This window comes from Arthrobacter sp. BPSS-3 (assembly GCF_044628475.1).
Classification (GTDB): Bacteria; Actinomycetota; Actinomycetes; order Actinomycetales; family Micrococcaceae; genus Arthrobacter.
The window spans coordinates 54,966-76,061 of record NZ_JBIMMV010000004.1 but is presented as its reverse complement, the minus strand read 5'-3'; the positions used below and the strand labels follow the sequence as shown (position 1 = coordinate 76,061).

Here is a 21,096-nt window from a genome sequence, read left to right as displayed (position 1 = left end):
GTTTGCTAGCCCTCTTCTGTTGGTGCCGGAGTAGTGGAGGAAGTTGTGGTGCCGGCAGCCTCGGCCAGGGTTGCCGAGATGGAGCCGGGGCGGTGCGCCGCGACCCAGCCTTCGGCGTTGCGCTGCTTGGCCAGGGAGAGGGCCAGGGCGCCCGCGGGAACGTCGCTGCGGATCACGGCGCCGGCGCCGCTGTAGGCGCCGTCGCCGACCTGGACCGGGGCGACGAACACGGTGTTCGAGCCGGTGCGGACGCCGGAGCCGATGATGGTGCGGTGCTTCTTCTCGCCGTCGTAGTTGGCGGTGATGTTGCCGCAGCCGATGTTGGTGTCCTCGCCGATCTCGGCGTCGCCGGCGTAGCCCAGGTGGGAGAGCTTGGAGCCGCGGCCGATGGTGACGTTCTTGGTTTCGTAGAACGCGCCGATCTTGCCGGTCTCGCCGAGGTCGGTGCCCGGGCGGAGGTAGGTGAACGGTCCCACCGAGGCGCGGGCGCCGATGCGCGAACCGGAGCCGTGGGTGCGGATGACCTTCGCGCCCTCCCCCACCTCGACGTCGGTGAGCGTGGTATCGGGGCCGACGACGGCGTCGCGCGCGATGCGGGTGGCGCCGTGCAGCTGCGTGTTCGGCAGCAGGCGGACATCCTCGTCGAGGGTGACGGTCGCGTCGATCCAGGTGGTGGCGGGGTCGACGACGGTGACGCCGGCGCGCATCCAGGCCTCGACGGTGCGGCGGTTGTGCTCGGCGCCGAGGGCGGAGAGCTGGACGCGGTCGTTGGCGCCCTCGACCTGCCAGCGGTCCTCGGTGACGACGGCGGCGACGCGGCCGCCGGCGGCCCGGGCCAGGGCCAGGACGTCGGTGAGGTACTTCTCGCCCTGGGCGTTGTCGGTGGTGACGTGGGCCAGCGCGTCGCGGAGGACGGCGGCGTCGAAGGCGTAGATGCCGGAGTTGATCTCGCGGATGCCGCGCTCGGCCTCGGAGGCGTCCTTGTGTTCGCGGATGCCGGTGACGGTGCCGTCCTCGGCTCGGAGGATGCGGCCGTAGCCGGTGGCGTCGTCGAGCACGGCGGTCAGCACGGTGACGGCGTTGCCGCCGGCCTCGTGCGCGGCCACCAGTTCGGCGAGCAGGCCGCCGGTGAGCAGCGGGACATCGCCGTAGGTGACGACGACGGTGCCGGTCAGCGGGCCGCCGGCGTGCCGGGCGTCGAGCGCCTCGAGGGCCGCCTCGACCGCGCGGCCGGTGCCGGGGATGTGGTCCTGGTCCACGATCAGCGCCTCGGGATCCAGCGCCGCGATGTGCGCGGCCACGAGGTCACGTTCGTGCCGGACCACGAGGGCCAGCTCCTCCGGGTGCAGGGCGCGCGCGGCGTTCAGGGCGTGGCCGACCAGGGAACGGCCGCCGATCTCGTGGAGAATCTTGGGGGTACGGGACTTCATCCGGGTACCGGCGCCTGCTGCAAGGACTATGACGGCGGCTGGGCCGGTGTTCTCGGGGCTCACGTACGGGCTCTCCTTGCTCAGCGGCCCGACTCGTGGCCGCTGCTCGGTGGATCTCGGCATCCTGTCCATCCTACTGGAATCCACAGGGCCCCCACCCGCTGCCGCAGTTCCGCCCATAGGACTCGAACCTATACTCCACGGCTCCAAAGGCCGGGGTGCTGCCATTACACCAGAGCGGACCATGCCCGGCGGTTAGGCCCTGGCACGAGAGCCAATTCTGCCACGAAGCATGTTGCTCGTGCGACTCGGCGGTGCACGGAGCCTGAGCGGATTAGGGCATGATGAATGCTGTGAGTGAGAACGCAGGCGGGTCCGGAGGGGCGGACCACCGCACCGGCATGCCGGGGCGGACGCCCGGCCACATCCCGCGGCCCCGGATGACCGGCGCCGCGCGGAGGTTGCAGCTGCTCGACGTCGGCCGCGGACTGTTCGCCGCCCGAGGCCGGGACGCCACCACCATCGAGGAAATCGCCTCGGCCGCCGGGGTCTCCAAACCGGTGATCTACGAGCACTTCGGCTCCAAGGAAGGCCTCTACAGCCAGGTCGTCTCCCACGAGTTCGGGATCCTGCTGGGCGCCGTCGGCGGTGCACTCTCCGCCGACGCGAAGCCCCGGGTCCTGGTGGAGCGGGCGATCCTGGCACTGCTGGGCTACATCGAAGACCGGGCCGAGGGCTTCCGGATCCTGGTCCGCGACGCTCCCCCGGCCCAGCCCGGCGGAGCCTTCCCCGCACTGCTGGCCCAGGTCACCACCCGGGTGGAGCACATCCTGGCCGACGAGTTCTCCCGCCGCGGCTTCAGCGCCGCGGACGGCGCCATCTACGCCCAGATGCTGGTGGGCATGGTGGCGATGACCGGCCAGTGGTGGCAGGACACCCGCACCCCGAACAAGCACGAGCTGGCCGCGCACCTGGTGAACCTCGCCTGGAACGGCCTCACCGGCCTGCAAAAGGACCCTGTACTCCAGATCGACGGCTGAGCCGCTGATTGCCTTCGTGGCGTAGTGGCCCTTCGCCGTCGTGGTCACCTTCGCGGCGCGGTTGCCCTGCGATGTCGTGGTCACCACCGCGGCGGAACGGCCCTTCGCCGTCGCTTAGCGCTTAGTCCCTTCCCAACACTCGCAAGCTCGCGTCGGGACCCTCGGGACACGCTTCGGCGCAACAGGCCCCTGCGGTCGCTGAGCGACCTCCGGAGCCCGTTGTGCCGCGATGCGCGACTACGCGAAAGACCGCGGCGCCGCTTGTGCGGCAGAACGGCGTGTTCTCGGCCACGCGCGATGGCGAGACGCATCGCCGGAGGCGGTCCTTCCGAAAGGAGCGCATCGCGACGCTCCGGAGTCCGGAGGTCGCTCAGCGACCGTAGGGCTCCGGAACGTTGTGTCTAAGCGACGCGGAAGGGCCGACTTCGGCACCCAAGCCAACCACGGCGTGGAGGGCCGACTTCGGCACCCAAGCCAACCACGGCGTGGAGGGCCGACTTCGGCACCCAAGCCAGCCACGGCGTGGAGGGCCGACTTCGGCACCCAACCCGACCACGGCGGAACGGCCGGGGCTACTCGCCGAGGGTTTCTGCGGCTTCGAGCCATTCGAGTTCGAGGGTTTCGCGTTCGGCGGCGAGTTCCTGGAGCTTGGCGTTGAGGGCGGCCAGTTCGTCGAACTTGTTTGCGTCGCCGGCGCCGGCCGCCATTTGGGCGTGGATCTTGTCCTCCTGCTGCTGCAGCTTGCCCAGCTGGCGGTCGATCCGGTTCTTGGCCTTGCGGGCCTCGCGCTTCTCCGCCTCGGACGGGCCGGACGTCGCAGCTGCGGCCGCGCCGGCGCCGGAGGTGACCGGGTTGCCGCCGCCGGACACCGTGGAGCCGGCCAAGGCTGCCTCGCGCAGTTCCAGGTACTGGTCCACGCCGCGCGGCAGGGCACGGAGCTTGCCGTCGCCCAGCAGTGCCATCTGGTGGTCGGTGACGCGTTCGAGCAGGTAGCGGTCGTGGCTGACCACCACGAGGGTGCCCGGCCAGCCGTCGAGGACGTCTTCGACGGCCGCGAGGGTGTCCGTGTCCAGGTCGTTGGTGGGCTCATCGAGCATCAGGACGTTCGGCTCCCCCACCAGCAGGCGGAGCAGCTGCAGGCGGCGCCGCTCGCCGCCGGAGAGGTCCTTGACCGGGGTCCACTGCTTCTCGTTCGTGAAGCCCAGCTGCTCCACGAGCTGGCCGGCGGTGAATTCCTTGCCGCCGACATTGAAGGAACGCTTCTCCCGCTCGATGACCTCGATCACGCGCAGGTCGGAGACGTCGTCGAGCTCCTTGACCTCCTGCGTCAGGACGGCGGTGACGACGGTCTTGCCGCGCTTGACCTTGCCCGTCGTGGGTTCGATCTCGCCGTTGAGCAGTTTCAGCAGCGTGGTCTTGCCGGCGCCGTTGACGCCCACCAGGCCCAGCCGCTCGCCCGGGGCCAGGCGCAGGGTGATGTTGTCGAAGAGCTTCCGGCCGGACTCGTCGCCGCGCAGGTCGAGGGAAACGTTCTCCAGGTCCAGCACGTCCTTGCCGAGCCGGGCGGTGGCCATCTTGCTCAGCGCGGTGGTGTCGCGGGGCTCGGGGACGTCGGCGATCAGGGCGTTGGCTGCCTCGATCCGGAACTTCGGCTTGGCGGTGCGGGCCGGGGCGCCGCGGCGCAGCCACGCCAGCTCCTTCTTGACCAGCTGCTGGCGCTTGGATTCGACGACGGCGGCGGTGCGGTCGCGCTCGGCACGGGCCAGGACGTAGGCCGCGTAGCCGCCCTCGAACGGGTCGACGATGCCGTCGTGGACCTCCCAGGTCTTGGTGCAGACCTCGTCGAGGAACCAACGGTCGTGGGTGACCACCAGGAAGGCGCCCTGGTTGGCGCGCCAGCGGGACTTCAGGTGCCGGGCCAGCCAGGCGACGCCCTCGACGTCGAGGTGGTTGGTGGGCTCGTCGAGCATGATGACGTCATGGTCCTCGATCAGCAGCTTGGCCAGCGCCACGCGGCGCTTCTGGCCGCCCGAGAGGGAGTGGACGTTGGCGTGCCAGTCGACGTCGGAGACCAGCCCGCCCATGATCTCGCGGATCTGCGGATTGCGGGCCCATTCGTAGTCGGCCTGGTCGCCGACAATCGCGGCGCCGACGGTAAGGTCACCGTCGAGCACGTCGCTCTGGTCCAGGTAGCCGACGTTAACGTCGCCGCGTTTGGTGACGCGGCCGGAATCCGGGGTGGAGCGCAGCGCAAGCAACCGCATCAGGGTGGATTTACCGTCGCCGTTGCGGCCCACCATGCCGATCCGGTCCCCTTCTTCGAGGCCGAGGGTGATGCCGTCGAGGACGGTGCGGGTTGCGTACGAAACCGTGAGGTTTTCGCCGCCGAGCAGGTGTGCCACGGGGAACTGCTTTCCTGGATCTGAAGGACCCCGCCGGGGTCCGTACTGCGAGCGTACTTAAAGGAGCGTATCGGAGATGATGCGGGCGCCGTGCACCGGGCCGTGGACGGCCATGGCGTCCAGGCCGTGGTGGCGCAGTTCGGTGGCGAGCCCGTCGGCGGCCGAGGGGTTGTGCGCCAGCAGCGCCACGGTGGGGCCGGAGCCGGAGACGATCCCGGCGATGGCGCCGCAGGATTCGCCGAGGCCCAGCACATCGCGCAGCTCGGGGGCGAGTTCGATCGAGGCGCGCTGCAGGTCGTTGACGAGGACGCGGCTGAGGGCGTCGGCGTCGCCGCTGAGCAACGCCGCGAGGACCCGCGGATCCACGGACGTGGGCTCCTCGATAGCCTCGTCGCTCTCGGCCCGGAGCCGGTCGAGGGTGCGGAAGACCTCGGGGGTGGAGAGGCCGAAGTCCGCGGTGACCAGCACCCAGTCGGTCTGGGCCTTGACGAGCGCGGGCGAGAGTTCGTCGCCGACGCCGAGGCCGACGGCTGTGCCGCCGAGCAGGGAGAAGGGCACGTCGGCGCCGAGCTCGGCGGCGAGATGGGCGAGTTCCTCACGGGAGAGTCCACTGTTCCAGAGCGCGTCGCAGGCCAGCAGCGTCGCCGCGGCGTCCGCGGAGCCACCGCCCATGCCTCCGGCTACCGGGACACGCTTGGTGATTTCCAGGTGCACGCCGGTGGAGTGCTCGGAGACGTCGGCCATGATGGCGGCGGCTTTGTAGGCCAGGTTGCGTTCGTCGAGGGGGATGTCGACGCCGTCGAGGTCCAGGGTGCTGGCCGGGCTGATGCCGACGGTGATTTCACCCGTGTCCGTGCTGGTGGCGGCCACCTCTTCATAGAGCGAGACGGCCAGGTAGACGCTGGCCACCGAGTGGTACCCGTCGGGCCGCAGCGGCCCTACATCCAGTGAGACGTTCACCTTGCCTGGCGCCTTGACCCTCACGGTCCGCGCCGGGAAGCGCCCTCTCACTGCGTTCATGGCTCCACGCTATGGCATGGGCGGTGCGGTTCCAAGCCGCCGGCGCAGGTGATATCCACGCGGCCCGGGGGTCTGCTCCGCGCTAGACGGCCCAGGGCTCAGGCGTCCGCGGGCGCCGGGGCGTTCCGCGCCTCGGCGATCCGGGCGAAGGCCGTCACGTCCAGCACCTCGCCGCGCGCCGTGGGGTCCACGCCCGCGGCGCGGAGGCACCGCTCGGCCTCGGCGGCGCTTCCGGCCCAGCCGGCCAGCGCCGCACGCAAAGTCTTCCGGCGCTGGGCGAACGCGGCGTCGATCACGGCGAACACCTCTTCCCGGGTGGCGGTCGTGGCCGGTGGTTCGCGGCGGGTGAAGGCCACCAGGCCGGAGTGGATCTTCGGCGCAGGCCAGAAGACGTTCATGCCGATGACCCCGGCCTTGCGCATCCCGCTGTACCAGGCGGCCTTGACGGAGGGGACGCCGTACGTCTTGGAGCCGGGCGCCGCGGCCAGCCGGTCCGCCACCTCGTCCTGGACCATGACCAGCCCGTGGCGCAGGCTCGGGAAGTGCTGGAGCAGGTGCAACACGACGGGAACGGCCACGTTGTAGGGCAGGTTGGCCACCAGCGCGGTGGGCTCCACCGGCAGCTCGGTGACCTTCATGGCGTCGGAGAGGACCAGGTGGAAGTCCTCCGCGGCGCCGGGGCGCCAGCGTTCAACGGTGGCGGGGAGTTTCGCGGCGAGGACCGGATCGATTTCGACGGCGACGACGGTTTTGGCGGCGTCCAGCAGGCCCAGGGTCAGGGACCCGAGCCCGGGGCCGACCTCGAGGACGGTCTCGTCCGGGGCGATGCCGGCGACGGAGACGATGCGGCGGATGGTGTTGCCGTCGATGACAAAGTTCTGGCCCAGCGTCTTCGTGGGACGGACCCCGATCTCCTCGGCCATCCGGCGGATGTCGGTGGCGCCCAGCAGGGGTGCAGGGGCGGTCACGGGAGGCGTCGCGGCGGTCGCGGGAGTTGCCGCGTCGGGCCCGGCGGAGGTCGGTTCAGTCACCTAGGTATCCTATCCCGCGGTGCCGCCGCCCCCGACGGGGGGACGGCGCGGCAGACGGCGAAGGAAATGGCGCAGGGAACGGCGAAGGCCGGCCCCGGCTCTGTGCTGGACAGAGCGGGGGCCGGCCTTGACGGGCTCGTGCTGTATTTCGCGGTCAGGTTAGCGCGAGGCCGCCCAGCCGCAGCCCCACGGGCCGAGGCCTGCCTTGGCGTAGTACGTGTTCGCGACGGCGATCTGCTGGGCCTTGCTGGCCTGGCTGGCGTTAGGAGCATAGGCCCCGCCGCCGTTGGCGAGCCAGGACGGGATGTCGAACTGCAGGCCGCCGTAGTAGCCGTTGCCGGAGTTGATGGACCAGTTGCCGCCGGACTCGCACTGGGCGATCTTGTCCCACATGGCCTCGTTCATCATGGCGGGGGCGGCGGCACCGGTGTTGCCGGACGCGGCCGGCGCGGCGGCGGCCTGCGGCTTGGGCTTTTCCTTGGTTCCGACCGCGATCTTCTCGGTGACCGGCTGGAGCGTGACGTTCTGCGACACGAGGGTGCGCGAGGCTTCGCGGCCGTCAACCAGGATCAGCTTGAAGCTCTTGCTCATGCTGCCGTTGACGCCGGCCTGCAGGACCTTGGAATCGCCCTTGAACAGGGTCGCGTCGTCGGAGCTCAGGCTCTCGAACGGGACGGCCTCGGTGGTCTCGTCGGTCTTGGTGGTGTCCACCCGGGAGACCTTGACCACCATGTCGTTGACGACGGGGGCGTTGGCCGGCTGGGAGAGACGGTCGCTGGCGCCGAGCTTGATGCCGGCTCCGTTCAGCAGCTCACCGACGGTGGCGGCGGTGGTGGTGGTCTTGGTGTCCTTGCCGTCGGCCACGAGGGTGACGGTCTTCGGCGTCGAGATGCTCACGTAGGAGCCGGAGACGGCCAGCTGGGCGTCCTTGGGGACGGAAACCTCGGAGGCGCCGGCGACGCCGAGCTCGGAGACCAGGCTCTCGACGGTGGGGGCGGTGGTGGTCACGGTCCGCTCGGCGCCGTCCACGCTGACCTTGACGGCCTTGGCGAGGTTGACGTTGATGACGGAGCCGTCCTGGACATGGGCGTCGGCGGCGGGCGTGACCTTGTCCGCGGACTGCAGTTCGACGTTGGCGGCCTTAACAACCTGGCCTACGGTGCCGCCGAAGGTCTGCACGGAGCTGACCTTGCCGTCAACGTTGAGCGTGACTGTCTTGTTGTTGCCGACGAAGGCGACGAGGCCGAGCACGAGGGCCATGAGGACCACCAGCTGTGAACCGACCTTGACGACGCTGACCTTGCCGTCCGTTGTGAAGAACTTGACCACGATTGCCCGTATCTCTTGGACCATCCGGGCACGGGGAAAAGTGCACAGGCGTGTCCCGTCAAACACCCTCGAGGGCTGGTCCGGACCGGGTCCGGATGCTTGCGGAAAACGCGGGCACCGCCACACCACCAAACGAGAGCGCGCACGTGGATCAACCACTGCAGCGCGCGTCCGAAAGGAGTGAAATTATCCGAAGGCCTTCCCCGACCCCGGCTAATAGTTGACCACTGTAACCGGAGCGTTATAAAGCGGCCAAGAAATTATGCATACCGGGTATTCATGGGACGTCACATCGGAGAGCGCGAAAAATCCCGGCGTCAGTCCCAGGATCCGTATGCCCGCACGGTATTTTCGGCCAGGCCGGCGCAGAGTCCGGCGAGGTCCCGGCCTGTCAATTCGGCCATGCCGCGGACCGTGTACGGCACCATGTAACTGGCGTTCGGACGGCCCCGGTGCGGGTGCGGGGTCAGGAACGGCGCGTCGGTTTCGACCAGCAGCAACTCCGGTTCGGCGATGGCCAGCGCGCTGCGCAGGTCGGCAGCGTTCTTGAAGGTCACCGTCCCTGCAAAGGACATGTACCAGCCCTCCCGGTTGCAGGTTCTCGCCAGCTCCTCGCCGCCGGAGAAACAGTGGAAGACCACCCGCTCGGGGGCGCCCTCCTCGCGCAGGACCTGCACGACGTCGTCGTGGGCGTCCCGGTCGTGGATCTGCAGGGTCAGGCCCAGCCGCTTGGCGATGTCGATGTGCCGGCGGAACGAGTAGCGCTGGTGGGCCAGACCCTCCCCCTCGGTGCGGAAGAAGTCCAGGCCGGTCTCCCCGATGGCCCGGACCCGGGGGTGGGCGGCGAGCGCCTCGATCTCGGCCAGCGCCTCCTCCAGCTCGCCGCGGGCGGCGTAGTGGGGTGCGTCGTTCGGGTGCAGGGCGACGGCGCCAAGCAGCCGCGCGTCGAGGTCGACCGCTTCGACGGTGAAGCGGGAGGACTCCAGGTCGCAGCCGACCTGGATGGCGCCCTGCACGCCGACGGCGGCGGCGGCGTCGAGGGCGTCCTTGATGCCGACGGCGGGCCCGTCCGCGGACGCCCCGGCGTCCGGGAAGTCCAGGTGGGTGTGGTTGTCCATGACCGGGACCGGCAGCGGCTCCGGTGCCGGCGGGTAGGCCTTGCGACCGGAGGTACCGGTGCCCTCGTCACTGATCGCGCGGAACGGGGCCGGGGCCTGGGAGGAAGAGGACATGCTTCCAGCCTAGCGGCGGCCCGGATCGGAGAATTACCGGAACTCTCTGTCTGCGCTGAGAGTTGTGTGAGTACGCTGATATCACACAGGCGGCCCACCGTGGTGCCCGGCAGCATCTGCCTGCCGCGGATTTCCGGCCGCCCCAGGGCTGAAAGGCTGCCGATGGATTTCCACCGCCGCACCACCTTTGACGAGACCGTTGACGAGGCCATGGCCGCGCCGCAGCAGGCCGCCCATGTCCCCGCCGCCCGCACCGGGCAGGAGCCGATGGATCCGGCAGAGTTCAGCCGGGCCTGCGACCGGATCCTGGCCGGCATCAACACGGTCATCGACGGCAAAGCCGAGGCGGCGAAGCTGGCCCTGACGGTGCTCCTGGCCCAGGGCCACCTGCTCCTGGAGGACGTGCCCGGCGTCGGGAAAACCATGCTGGCCAAGACCCTGGCACGCACCATCGACTGCACGGTCAGCCGGATCCAGTTCACCCCGGACCTGCTGCCCTCGGACGTGACCGGCGTGTCCGTGTACAACCAGGCGACGCGGATGTTCGAGTTCCGTCCCGGCGCGGTCTTCGCCAACATCGTGATCGGCGACGAAATCAACCGGGCCTCCGCGAAGACCCAGTCCGCCCTGCTCGAGTGCATGGAGGAGCACCAGGTCACCGTCGACGGGACCTCCTACCGGCTGGACGAGCCGTTCATGGTGGTGGCCACGCAGAACCCCATCGAGATGGAGGGCACCTATCCGCTGCCCGAGGCGCAGCGGGACCGGTTCATGGCCAGGATCTCGATGGGCTACCCGGACCGGGAGGCGGAGCTGGAGATGCTGGAGACGCACCAGTCCGCGTCCCCGCTGGCCGCCGTGTCCGCCGTCGTCACCGCCGCGCAGGTGGCCGCGATGATCGCCACGGTCCAGCAGGTCTACGTCTCCCGCGCGGTCAAGGAGTACACGGTGGCGCTCGGCCGCGCCACGCGGGAGAGCCCGCTGCTGCGGCTAGGCGCAAGCCCCCGGTCCATGCTGCAGCTGCTGCGCGCGGCGAAGGCCACCGCGGCGCTGGAGGGCCGGGACTTCGTCCTGCCCGACGACGTCGTCGCCGTCGCCGAGCCGGTGCTGGCGCACCGCATCATCCTGGACCGAAAGGCCGCCGGCACCGGCGAGACTCCGCAGTCGGTCATCCGCTCCATCCTGGCCAAGGTTCCGGTGGGCGAAGGGGCCGCCGGTCCGCCCGCGGGCCGGCGCCGCTAGGACCCGGCCGCCATGGGGGTATGGGACCGGATCCCGAAGCAGATCTTCAGCACGCGCGGCTGGGGGCTGCTGGCCGCCGGGTTGCTCTGCCTGCTGGCCGCCCAGGTGCTCGGCCGGCGGGACCTGCTCTCCCTGGCCCTGCTGCTGCTGATCCTGCCGCTGCTTTCCCTGGCCGGCACCCGGGTGCTGAAGCCGCGGTTCAGCGTTTACCGGGAGTTCGACCCGTCCCCGGTCCAGACCTCCGCCGCCGTCACGGTCCGGCTGGCGGTGGCCCGCACCGGACCGGGCACCGGGCACGCCCTGATGGAGGAGCAGCTCCCACCCCGGTTCGGCCAGTCCCCGGTGTTCCGCTTTCCGGCCCGCACCGCCACGGCAGGCAGCAGCCGCTACGAATACCAGCTGCGCAGCGCCACGCGCGGGCAGTTCGTGATCGGCCCGGTCACCGCCGAATTCAGCGACCCGTTCGGGCTCTCGGTCCACCGGCACGCGATCGACGCCGGGGACGTCCTTACGGTCACGCCCGCCCCGGTCTATCTGCCGCCCACCTCGCTCGCCGGCGCACGCGGCCACGACGGCGTCACCGCCACCCGGAGCCGGGCCAACCCCAGCGACGACGACGTCATGACCCGCGAGTACCGGCACGGCGACCCGATGCGCCGGGTGCACTGGGCCGCCACGGCCCGGCACGGGGAGCTGATGGTCCGCCAGGAGGAGTCGGTCACCACCCCGGAGGCGACCGTGATCCTGGACCACCGCTATCTGGCCCACTCCCACGGCACCGGGTACGCCGGCCCCTCGGACGGGCTGGAGCCGGTGAGCAGCGACTCGTTCGAGTGGGCCGTGACGGCCGCGATGTCCGTCTGCGCCCACCTCGGCGAGCGCAGCTACGCGTTGCGCTGCCTCGACCCCTCCGGCGAGCCCGCCTTCCTCCACTCCCCCTCCGCCCCGGAACCGCACACCGAGGAGTTCCTGGGCGCGGCCGGGCTGCAGTCCATCGCCGAGAGCCTGGCCGCGATCGGGCTCACCGGCCCCCGGCATCCCGGCGGGGACGCCGGGCCCCGACCCTTCGATGACCGGCTGCTGGACAAGCTCTCCGCCCACCGCCTGCGCGGTCCCGTCCTGGCGATCCTTGGCCGGCTCACCCCGGCCGAAGCCCGGGATCTGGCCCCGGCGGCCGCGTTCGGCGCCAACGCCTTCGCCCTCGTGGCCGCCGGGCGCGGGGCGGAGACGGAGGAAATAATCGCGTCGCTGCGCCGCGGCGGCTGGCGGGCGGTGGCGGTCTCCCCCGCCACCGCTCTGGCCGCGGCGTGGTCCGCGTTCGACGACGACGGCGCCGCCCCCGAGGCGACGGCCGCCGACGCCCGCCGCGGTGCGGGGGCGCGGCGATGACGCTGACGGATACCCCGGCCCGGGGCGGCGGGGGGACCGGCTCCGCCGGACACGGTCCCGACACCGGCCGCGACGGTGCCGGTCGTGGCGAAACAGGCGGCACCCCGGGCGGCCCGGCCGGCCGCATCCGCGGCGCCGGCCTGGAACCGTGGGCGATGGCCCTCTCCGTCGCCGTGGCACTGGCCGGGGCCGCCCTGGGCATGAACGGGGTACTGCGCGGCTGGGCCTGGTACCCGACCGTGCTGACCACCGTCTTCGCCGTCGCCCTTGCCACCGCCGCCCTGCGGTCGCTCCGCCTGCCGGGGGTGGTGGTCAGCCTCGGCGGGTTCCTGTCCCTCGCGGCGGTGCTGACCAGTACGTTCTTCCGACCGTCCAGCATCGCCGGGTTCATCCCCTCGGCCGAGACGCTGGGACAGCTGCAGGCCTACCTGCGCCGCGCCAACGAGACGATCCTGGGTGAGAGCACCCCCGTGGCGCCGAACGCGGGCATCGTGCTGCTGATCTGCGGGGTGCTGGGACTGCTGGTGGTGCTGGTGGATACCCTCTGCGGCCCGCTGGCCCTGCCGGCCACCAGCGGGCTGGGCATCCTGGCGGTCCTGGTGGTCCCCGCCCTGGTCAAGCCGCAGAGCGTGGGCTGGCCGGCGTTCACCGCCGCGGCCGCCGGCTACCTGATGATCCTGGCCTGCAGCCACTGGTTCCACCCCGGCTCGGGCCTGCGCGGGGACACCGCGCGGACCCCCGGGCAGCTTCGTCGCGCGGGTGTCCTAGGGGCGATGGCGCTGGCCCTGACGCTGCTGGTGCAGGCAGTGGTGCCGGGCTTCGACCAGGGCGCCTTCCCGCAGGGCTCCCGGCTCACCCCGTGGGGCGGCGCCACCGGCCTGAACCCGATGATCAGCCTGGGCAACAGCCTCCGGAGCCCCTCCGGCGTCGGCCGGATCACCTATGCCAGCAACGCGGGGTCCGCGCCCTATCTCCGCTCGGTCACGGTGGACAGTTTCGACGGCGACTCCTGGTCCCCGGATGACCGGGATGCCACCCGCCGGCCGGGCACCGGTGCGATCGATCCTGGGACCGACGTCACCGCCGACGAGCAGGTCCGGACCGTCACCGCGGTCAACACCGGGCAGTTCACCAGCCCCTACCTGCCGGTCCCGTACGCCCCGGCGTCTGTCAGCGGCCTCACCGGCCGGTGGAACTGGGATCCGGCGACCCTCAGCATCAAGGGCATCGACGTGAACTCCCGCGACCAGCAGTACGTCGTGGCGTCGGTGGCGCCGAAGCTGACCCCAGCCGTCCTGGACCGGGCCACGGAGCAGCCCCGAGGCCTGCCGGACCTCTTCACCCGGGTTCCGGGCAACGTCCCGGCGATCGTGCGGCAGACGGCGGACACGGTCACGGCCGGGGCCGGCACCGAGTACGCCAAGGCGATGGCCATTCAGGCCTACCTGCGCTCCCCGGCGTTTACCTACTCGCTGCAGGCGCCGGTCCAGAACGGGTACGACGGCAACGGACTCTCCGTGCTGGCCGACTTCCTGGCCCAGAAGAGCGGCTACTGCATCCACTTCTCCTCGGCGATGGCCGTGATGGCCCGGCTGGAGGGGATCCCCAGCCGGATCGCCGTCGGCTACGCCCCGGGCCGGCCCACCGGTTCGACGGTGTCGCTCGGCGGGCTGGGGGCGCTGCCGGAGTACGAGGTGGACGCCCGTGATGCCCATGCCTGGCCGGAACTGTATTTCCAGGGCCTGGGCTGGGTGGCGTTCGAGCCCACGCCCTCCCGCGGCGTCGTCCCGGGCTATGCGACCGAGGCGGCGGCGCCGAGCGGGGCGAGCACCAACGAGAACAACGACGGGCTGGTGCCCTCGGCCGATCCGAAGCCCACGACGTCGGCGGCGCCCCTCCCGGTACCCGTCCCCGCCGCGGCCGGCGGCACGGGTACCGGCCCGGAGATCCCCTGGCCGCTGCTCTACGGCGCCGGGGGCGTGCTGCTGGCGGCGCTGCTGCTGGCCGCCCCGGCCCTGGCCCGTGCCGGGTTGCGGCGGCGGCGGCTGCGGGCCGCGGCGGAGGATCCGGCGGCCGCCGCGGGGCCGGCCTGGGCGGAACTGCGCGACCTCGCCGCGGACTACGGCCTGCCGCCGCGCGGCAGCGATTCGCCCCGGCTGTTCGCCGCCCGGCTGCTGGGCTCTCCCCTGCTGGGAGTCCCGGACGGGGCGGACGCCCCGGCCCGGGACGCGGTGGAGACCTTGACGGCGGAACGCGAACGGCAACGCTACGGCCGCCCCGGGGTCGAGGGCCAGCCACCGGGTGCGGCAGAGGGTGGGGCCGGAAGCGCTTCCGGGAGTGAGACGGCGGAGCGGATCGCCCTGATCCGCGGCAGCCTGCAGGCAAACGCCCGCTGGGCGGCCCGGCTGCGCGCCGGGTGGCTGCCGCCGTCGCTGTTCACCCGCTGGCGCAACGCCCTGGCCAGGCCCTTCACGCGCCCGCTGCGCCGCGTGCCGCGGCCGGCCCCGGACAACCGGGCCACCCCGCAAACGCCGAACGGCGCCGCGGAGACCCGTTCAGGGGTCCGCGGCGCCGTCCGCAGGCTTCGCCGGAACTAGCCGGCGTACGGGTCGGCGATGCCGATGTACTGGGTGTAGAGGTACTCCTCGATGCCTTCGAGGCCGCCCTCGCGGCCCAGGCCGGACTGCTTCACGCCACCGAACGGCGCCGAGGCGTTGGAGACGACACCTGCGTTCAGGCCCAGCATGCCGGTCTCGAGGCGTTCGCCCATCCGGATGCCCCGGTTGAGGTCCTTGGTGAAGACGTAGGCCACCAGGCCGTACTCGGTGTTGTTGGCGAGCCGGACGGCCTCGTCCTCGGTGTCGAAGGTGATGATCGGGGCGACCGGCCCGAAGATCTCCTCGTTGAGGATGCGGGTGCCCTCGGTGACGCCCTTGAGGATGGTGGGCTGGTAGAAGTATCCCGGGCCCTCGACGGCGGCGCCGCCGATGACGGTCTCGGCGCCGGCGGCGACGGCGTCGGCGACCAGGTCGTGGACCTTGTCGCGGCTCTTCGCGTCGATCAGAGGGCCCACCTTGGACTCCGGCTCGGTACCGCGAGCCGGGGTCATTTCCTTCATCATGGCGGCGAACTTCTCGGCGAATTCGTCGGCGACGGACTCGTGCACGATGAAGCGGTTGGCCGCGGTGCAGGCCTCACCCATGTTCCGCAGCTTGGCCAGCATGGCGCCGGTGACGGCGGCGTCAACGTCGGCGTCCTCGAAGACCACGAACGGGGCGTTTCCGCCAAGCTCCATGGAGGTCCGGAGCACGTTCTCGGAGGCGTCGGCCAAGAGCCGGCGGCCCACCTCGGTGGAGCCGGTGAAGGAGAGCTTCCGGAGCCGGGAGTCCTTGATCAGCGGGCCGGTGGTGGCGCCGGCGGTGGAGGTGGGGATGACGTTCAGGACGCCGGCGGGCAGGCCGGCCTCCATCATCACCGCGGCGAACAGCTGCGAGGTCAGCGGGGTCAGGTTCGCGGACTTCAGCACCATGGTGCAGCCGGCGGCGACGGCGGGGGCGATCTTGCGGGTGGCCATGGCCAGCGGGAAGTTCCACGGGGTGATCAGCAGGCAGGGGCCCACCGGCTTCTTCGCCACGAGCAGGCGGGACTTGCCGTCCGGGGACACCGAGTAGCGGCCGAACGCGCGGACGGCTTCCTCGGAGAACCAGCGCAGGAACTCGGAGCCGTAGGTGACCTCGCCTCGGGCCTCGGCCAGCGGCTTGCCCATTTCCAGGGTCATCAGCAGGGCGAAGTCCTCGGCCCGCTCCGTGACCATGTCGAAGGCCCGGCGGAGAATTTCGCCACGCTCGCGCGGCGGGACCTTGGCCCAGGACTCCTGCGCCGCGGCGGCGGCGTCCAGGGCGGCGGCGCCGTCCTCGGGGCCGGCGTCGGCCAGGCTCAGCAGCACCTTGCCGGTGGCGGGGTCCTCCACGTCGAAGGTCTTGCCGGACGCGGCGGGACGCCACTGCCCGTCAATCAGCAGGCCGGTGGGCACGGAGGCCAGCAGCGCGGCCTCCCGCTCGGCGGTAACGGTGGGCTGGGCAGTTACAGTCACAATGACTCCCTCGTCGGCAATGGATGGAAAAGATCGGATGGCGGGCCCGGGGACTGGCGTCGCACTGGTGGTTCCGTCAGGCCGGTGGGGCGGGCCCAGCAGCGGGTGCGGCCGGGCCTAACTACTGCCCACGGTACTGCCGGTTTCTCGGGGGTGTCTACGCTTCCGCGCACTAGGAACCGGGCAGGCCGCTGTGCAGCTGCACAAGGTGCGGCGGGCCGCCGCTGGGGCCTCAGCGAGCGGCCAGGACGGCGGCGTAGAGTTCGCGTTTGCTGACCCGGGTGTCCTCAGCGACCGCGGCCACGGCCTCCTTGAGCCGCATGCCCTGGGCGACCAGGGCGTTGACATCCGCCACGTGGTCCTCCGGCTTCCCCGGCTCGCGCTTGGGGGCCCCGGCGACGACGACGGCGATCTCGCCGCGGATCTCGGAGGTCTCGGCCCAGCGCAGCAGCTCGCGCAGGTCCCCGCGGATGACCTCCTCGTAGGTTTTGGTCAGTTCGCGGCAGACGGCGGCCCGGCGCGCGGCGCCGAAACGTTCGTGCAGGGCCCGCAGCATCGGCTCCAGCCGGTGCGGGGCCTCGAAGAACACCATGGTGCGGGACTCGTCGTCGAGCTCGGCGAGCCTGCCCGCCCGCTCCCCCGCCTTCCGCGGCAGGAAGCCCTCGAAGCAGAAGCGGTCGGTGGGCAGGCCGGAGAGGGCCAGGGCGGTCAGCACGGCGGAGGGGCCGGGAGCCGCGGTGACGGTGATGCCGTCCGCCACGGCCGCCTCGACCAGGCGGAAGCCCGGGTCCGAGACCGAGGGCATGCCGGCGTCGGTCACCATCACCAGGGTCTTGCCGGACCGGACCTGGTCCAGGAGTTCGCCGGTCTTGGCCGCCTCGTTGTGTTCGTGGTAGCTAATCACCCGTCCGGCCACCGTGATGCCGAGGCCCTGGACCAGGCGGTGCAGGCGGCGGGTGTCCTCGGCCGCGACGATGTCCGCGGTCTCCAGGAGCCCGATCAGCCGCGCGGAGGCATCGCCGACGTTGCCAATCGGGGTGGCCGCGAGGACGACCCGGCCCTGGCCGGAGATGCTGCCGGAATAGCTGCCGGCGAAACTGCCGGAAGAGCTCCCGGGGGACGTGCCTGCGGGGGCGTCGGACTGGGGGCTGCTCGGCTCGGATTCCACAGCACCAGCCTACTGCCGCCCGGCGCGCGGGACCGACCCGGCCGGCTGCCGCCGGTAGCATGGGCTTCGTGACGCAGACCCCCATGCGGTCAGCCGGGGCCGCGCCGACCCCCGCCGACGCAAGCACGCAGCAGCCCGCCGCATCCCGCCGACGTGCGGCCGGTGCCGCCGGGGGCGGCCGGAACCTCGAGGGGCACCGCTGGATTGCCCGGCCGAAGGAGGCGTACACCCTGCCCGCCCTCACGCGGCGGCTGGTCGGGGACCTCGGCAGCTGGCGGGACTACCCGCCGTCTTTGCGTCTCTGGTACTGGCTGATCCCCACCCTCACCGCGGTGCTGGGCGGCATCCTGCGCTTCGCCCGGCTGGACACCCCGCACAACCTGGTCTTCGACGAGACCTATTACGTCAAGGACGCCTACTCCTACCTGGTCAGCGGGTACGAGCGGGCGTGGCCGGACAAAGCCAACGATTCCTTCATCGCCGGAAATCCGGGCATCCTGCTGGACAGCCCGGAATACGTCGTGCACCCGCCGGTGGGCAAGTGGATGATCGCCGCCGGCATGTGGCTGTTCGGGCCGGAAAGTTCGTTCGGCTGGCGCTTCGGCGCGGCCCTGACCGGCACCCTCTCCATCCTGCTGCTCGCCCTGATCGCCCAGAAGCTCTTCCGCTCCCTGACCCTGGGCGCCGTGGCCGGGCTGCTGCTGGCCGTCGACGGCCACCACCTGGTGATGTCCCGGACCTCGCTGCTGGATATCTTCCTGATGTTCTGGATCCTGGCAGCGTTCGGCGCGCTGCTGATGGACCGCGACGACGGCCGGCGCCGGCTCGCGGCACGGCTCGCCGCGCAGGCCTCCGCTTCGCAAGCATCCACCCGGCAGGCTGGTGTCCCCACGCGGCTGCAGCTGGCCGCCGGCCCCTGGCTCGGGGTGCGCTGGTGGCGGCTCGCCGCGGGGGTCTGCCTCGGCCTGGCCGTGGGCACGAAGTGGTCCGCGCTATTCTTCCTGGCCGGCTTCGGCCTCCTCACCGTGTTCTGGGACCTGAGTGCGCGCCGGATCGCCGGGGTGCACGGCTGGATCGCCGGCGGCATCCTCAAGGACGGCCTGCCCGCGTTCCTGAGCATCGTCCCGGTCGCCGGGCTGGTCTACCTGGCCACCTGGACCGGCTGGTTCCAGTCAAGCAACGCCTACTTCCGGCACTGGGCCGAGGCCAACCCGTCCGCACAATGGGGCTGGATCCCCAACGCGCTGCGGTCCCTGGCGCACTACCACCTGGAGGCGTACAAGTTCCATCAGGGACTCAGCGCTGACCACCCGTACAAGGCCAGCGCCTGGAGCTGGCTGGTGATGGGCCGGCCGACGTCGTTCTTCTACGAGTCCCCCAAGCAAGGCACCGGCGGCTGCGAGCTGCCCAGCTGCACCTCGGCCATCCTCTCGGTGGGCAACCCGCTGATCTGGTGGAGCGCCGCCGTCGCCCTCGGCGTGCTGCTGTTCTGGTGGATCGGCCGCCGCGACTGGCGGGCCGGGGCGGTGCTGGCCGGCGTCGGCGCCGGCTACCTTCCCTGGTTCATGTACCCGGAGCGGACGACGTTCTTCTTCTACGCGGTCTCCTTCGAGCCGTTCCTGGTCCTCGCCCTGGTCTACTGCCTGGGGCTGGTGTTGGGCCGCCGGACGGACCCGCTGTGGCGGCGCCGGTCAGGTCTGCTCGTGGTGGCCCTGTTCGTCGTCGGTGCGGTGCTGCTCTCGGCGTTCTTCTACCCGGTCTGGACGGCCGAAGTGATTTCCTACCAGGACTGGCGGGCCCGGATGTGGATGCCGTCCTGGATCTAGGGCAGGATTACTAGCGGACACCCGGTCACCGGCCGGCCGACCCGGAACGGGAGAGACGCGACGTGAGAGAAGCCAGCACCGGACTGCTTGTGGAGCTGGATCCGGACAGTAATGTCACGGACCTGCTGCTGGAACAGTACGCCGAGGACCCGGTCCGCGCACTGTACGCCCGCAAGGGTCCCAACGGCTGGACGGACGTGCCTGCCCGGCAGTTCGTGGAGCAGGCCCGATCCCTGGCCAAGGGCCTGATCGCCGGCGGCATCGTCCCGGGCGACACCGTGGCCGTCATGTCCGCCACCCGCTACGAATGGACCGTGGTGGACTTCGCCATCTGGTTCGCCGGCGGCGTGACCGTTCCGATCTACGAAACGTCCTCCGCCAGCCAGGTCGAATGGATTTTGCACGATTCCGGCGCCCGCCGCGTCTTCGTCGAGGACCAGGCCAAGGCGGACCTGGTCCAGGGCGTCCTGGACTCCTCCGCCCTGCTCGCCGAACGCGTCCTCGGCGTGGTCCGGATGGACTTCGACGGCGCTGCCCCCAACCTGGCAAGCCTGGCCGCCGCCGGCACCGGCGTCACCGACGCCGAGTTGGAGCGGCAACGGTCCGCGGCGGGCCTGGACGACGTCGCCTCCCTGGTCTACACCTCCGGCACCACGGGCCGGCCGAAGGGCTGCGAGATCACGCACGGAAACTTCGCGCTCGTGGCCAAGAACATCGTCCTGTTCCTGCCCGAGATCCTGCTGAACCCCTCCAACCGGACGCTGATGTTCCTGCCGCTGGCGCACGTGCTGGCCCGCGCCGTGCAGGTGGTCTGCCTGGCCGCCGGCACCACCCTGGGCCACACCGGCAGCGCCAAGGAACTCCTCGAGGATCTGGGCACCTTCAAGCCCACGTTCCTGCTGGTGGTGCCGCGGATCTTCGAAAAGGTCTACGCCGGCGCCTCGCACAAGGCCGCCGAGGCGGGCAAGGGCAAACTGTTCGACGCCGCCGCCACCACCGCCGTCGAGTACTCCCGGGCGCTCGACGCCGAGTCCCGCGGCGAGGGCCGGGGACCCGGCCTGCTGCTGCGCGCCCGGCACGGGCTCTTCGACAGGGTGTTCTACCCGCGGCTGCGGCAGGCGTTCGGCGGCCAGCTGGGCTACACCGTCTCCGGCGCCAGCCCGCTGAGCGCCAACGACGCGCACTTCTTCCGCGGCGCCGGGATCCCGGTGCTGGAGGGCTACGGACTGACCGAAACGACGGCCCCCTGCACGGCCAACACACCGTCCCTGACCAAGGTGGGAACCGTGGGCATCCCGATCCCCGGCACCACCATCCGGATCGCCGACGACGGCGAGATCCTGGTCAAGGGCATCGGCGTCTTTAAGGGCTACCACGCGAACGAGACGGCCAACGCCGAGGCCTTCACCGACGGGTTCTTCCGCACCGGCGACCTCGGCGCCCTGGACGAGGACGGCTTCCTGACCATCACCGGCCGCAAGAAGGACCTGCTGGTCACCGCCGGCGGCAAGAACGTGGCACCCGGGCCGATGGAGGAAAAGATCCGCGAGCACCAGCTGGTGGCCCAGGCCGTGGTGGTGGGCGACGGGCGGCCGTTCGTGTCAGCGCTGATCAACCTGGACCCCGAGGGCCTGGAGAATTGGTGCGCAGCGCAGCGCATCCCCGTGATGGGTGCGGCCGAGGCGGCCTCCTCCGAACTGGTCAGGGAGGCTTTGCAGGCCGCCGTCGACGACGCGAACCGGCTGGTCTCCAAGGCCGAGTCGATCCGCAGCTTCGTGGTCCTGGACGCCGACTTCACGGTCGAGTCCGGCCACCTGACCCCGTCACTGAAACTGAAGCGCGCCGCCGTCGTCCGGGACTACGAGGAGCACATCAACCGCATCTACGGCTGAGC

The 21,096-nt window shown here is 71.2% G+C and carries 14 protein-coding genes and 1 tRNA gene; 6 read left to right on the top strand and 9 right to left on the bottom strand.

Translation table 11 applies throughout. The features are described from left to right. Positions 1–5: 5 nt before the first annotated feature. Positions 6–1,493 (bottom strand): bifunctional UDP-N-acetylglucosamine diphosphorylase/glucosamine-1-phosphate N-acetyltransferase GlmU, encoded by a 1,488-nt coding sequence (gene glmU / locus ACFVY3_RS07855; RefSeq protein WP_400159324.1) that lies wholly within the window; start codon positions 1,491–1,493, stop codon positions 6–8. 107 nt (positions 1,494–1,600) lie between these two features. Beyond that, positions 1,601–1,672, bottom strand: a tRNA-Gln gene (locus ACFVY3_RS07850). Positions 1,673–1,831: 159 nt separating this feature from the next. Between ACFVY3_RS07850 and ACFVY3_RS07845 the strand changes: the two genes are divergently transcribed. Continuing rightward, entirely contained in the window at positions 1,832–2,470 is a 639-nt protein-coding gene (locus tag ACFVY3_RS07845) for a TetR/AcrR family transcriptional regulator (RefSeq protein WP_400159492.1), read from the top strand. Between the two features lie 572 nt (positions 2,471–3,042). On the opposite strand, the gene ACFVY3_RS07840 is transcribed toward ACFVY3_RS07845, so the two are convergent. The 5 genes from ACFVY3_RS07840 to ACFVY3_RS07820 form a co-directional block, all read right to left on the bottom strand. Next, the gene (locus tag ACFVY3_RS07840; RefSeq protein WP_400159323.1) at positions 3,043–4,872 is read right to left on the bottom strand and encodes an ATP-binding cassette domain-containing protein; all 1,830 of its coding nucleotides are present in this window, start codon (positions 4,870–4,872) and stop codon (positions 3,043–3,045) included. 57 nt (positions 4,873–4,929) lie between these two features. After that, positions 4,930–5,892, bottom strand: coding sequence for a 4-(cytidine 5'-diphospho)-2-C-methyl-D-erythritol kinase (locus ACFVY3_RS07835; RefSeq protein ID WP_400159322.1), 963 nt, complete (start codon positions 5,890–5,892; stop codon positions 4,930–4,932). Between the two features lie 98 nt (positions 5,893–5,990). Next, positions 5,991–6,815, bottom strand: a complete 825-nt coding sequence (rsmA, locus tag ACFVY3_RS07830) for a 16S rRNA (adenine(1518)-N(6)/adenine(1519)-N(6))-dimethyltransferase RsmA (protein WP_400159491.1) — start codon at positions 6,813–6,815, stop codon at positions 5,991–5,993. 267 nt (positions 6,816–7,082) lie between these two features. Then, a complete protein-coding gene (locus ACFVY3_RS07825) occupies positions 7,083–8,276 on the bottom strand; it encodes a ubiquitin-like domain-containing protein (protein ID WP_400159321.1) in 1,194 nt (397 codons plus the stop codon). Between the two features lie 293 nt (positions 8,277–8,569). Then, on the bottom strand, positions 8,570–9,484 hold the full coding sequence (locus ACFVY3_RS07820; protein WP_290258517.1) for a TatD family hydrolase: 915 nt from the start codon (positions 9,482–9,484) through the stop codon (positions 8,570–8,572). A 210-nt stretch (positions 9,485–9,694) separates the two neighbouring features. Between ACFVY3_RS07820 and ACFVY3_RS07815 the strand changes: the two genes are divergently transcribed. Genes ACFVY3_RS07815 through ACFVY3_RS07805 form a run of 3 tightly spaced genes read left to right on the top strand, consistent with a single transcriptional unit; the run spans position 9,695 to position 14,712 of the window. After that, positions 9,695–10,726: an AAA family ATPase gene (locus ACFVY3_RS07815; RefSeq protein WP_400159490.1), complete on the top strand. Its 1,032-nt coding sequence runs from the start codon at positions 9,695–9,697 to the stop codon at positions 10,724–10,726. A gap of 12 nt (positions 10,727–10,738) precedes the next feature. Continuing rightward, positions 10,739–12,115 carry a DUF58 domain-containing protein gene (locus ACFVY3_RS07810; protein WP_400159320.1) on the top strand — a complete coding sequence of 459 codons (1,377 nt, stop codon included), beginning with the start codon at positions 10,739–10,741 and terminating at the stop codon, positions 12,113–12,115. Next, positions 12,112–14,712, top strand: coding sequence for a transglutaminaseTgpA domain-containing protein (locus ACFVY3_RS07805; protein ID WP_400159319.1), 2,601 nt, complete (start codon positions 12,112–12,114; stop codon positions 14,710–14,712). Before ACFVY3_RS07810 ends, ACFVY3_RS07805 begins: the two co-directional genes overlap by 4 nt. Here the strand turns inward: ACFVY3_RS07805 and ACFVY3_RS07800 are convergent. Together ACFVY3_RS07800 and rsmI are read right to left on the bottom strand one after the other, a co-directional pair. Then, positions 14,709–16,208, bottom strand: a complete 1,500-nt coding sequence (locus ACFVY3_RS07800) for an NAD-dependent succinate-semialdehyde dehydrogenase (RefSeq protein WP_400159318.1) — start codon at positions 16,206–16,208, stop codon at positions 14,709–14,711. The genes ACFVY3_RS07805 and ACFVY3_RS07800 overlap by 4 nt on opposite strands. A gap of 232 nt (positions 16,209–16,440) precedes the next feature. Then, positions 16,441–17,280 (bottom strand): 16S rRNA (cytidine(1402)-2'-O)-methyltransferase, encoded by an 840-nt coding sequence (rsmI, locus tag ACFVY3_RS07795; protein ID WP_400159489.1) that lies wholly within the window; start codon positions 17,278–17,280, stop codon positions 16,441–16,443. Positions 17,281–17,435: 155 nt separating this feature from the next. On the opposite strand from rsmI, the gene ACFVY3_RS07790 reads away from it, so the two are divergent. Together ACFVY3_RS07790 and ACFVY3_RS07785 are read left to right on the top strand one after the other, a co-directional pair. Further along, positions 17,436–19,202: a dolichyl-phosphate-mannose--protein mannosyltransferase gene (locus tag ACFVY3_RS07790; protein WP_400159317.1), complete on the top strand. Its 1,767-nt coding sequence runs from the start codon at positions 17,436–17,438 to the stop codon at positions 19,200–19,202. 62 nt (positions 19,203–19,264) lie between these two features. Then, positions 19,265–21,094: an AMP-dependent synthetase/ligase gene (locus tag ACFVY3_RS07785; RefSeq protein ID WP_400159316.1), complete on the top strand. Its 1,830-nt coding sequence runs from the start codon at positions 19,265–19,267 to the stop codon at positions 21,092–21,094. Positions 21,095–21,096: the final 2 nt, after the last annotated feature.

Bases quoted from the DNA above. Each gene is read 5' to 3' on its own strand.
- ACFVY3_RS07825 (WP_400159321.1), bottom strand. From the start codon at position 8,276: ATGGTCCAAGAGATACGGGCAATCGTGGTCAAGTTCTTCACAACGGAC.
- ACFVY3_RS07790 (WP_400159317.1), top strand. From the start codon at position 17,436: ATGGGCTTCGTGACGCAGACCCCCATGCGGTCAGCCGGGGCCGCGCCG.
- ACFVY3_RS07810 (WP_400159320.1), top strand. From the start codon at position 10,739: ATGGGGGTATGGGACCGGATCCCGAAGCAGATCTTCAGCACGCGCGGC.
- ACFVY3_RS07835 (WP_400159322.1), bottom strand. From the start codon at position 5,892: ATGAACGCAGTGAGAGGGCGCTTCCCGGCGCGGACCGTGAGGGTCAAG.
- ACFVY3_RS07815 (WP_400159490.1), top strand. From the start codon at position 9,695: ATGGCCGCGCCGCAGCAGGCCGCCCATGTCCCCGCCGCCCGCACCGGG.
- rsmA (WP_400159491.1), bottom strand. From the start codon at position 6,815: ATGGCCGAGGAGATCGGGGTCCGTCCCACGAAGACGCTGGGCCAGAAC.
- ACFVY3_RS07845 (WP_400159492.1), top strand. From the start codon at position 1,832: ATGCCGGGGCGGACGCCCGGCCACATCCCGCGGCCCCGGATGACCGGC.
- ACFVY3_RS07805 (WP_400159319.1), top strand. From the start codon at position 12,112: ATGACGCTGACGGATACCCCGGCCCGGGGCGGCGGGGGGACCGGCTCC.
- ACFVY3_RS07820 (WP_290258517.1), bottom strand. From the start codon at position 9,484: ATGTCCTCTTCCTCCCAGGCCCCGGCCCCGTTCCGCGCGATCAGTGAC.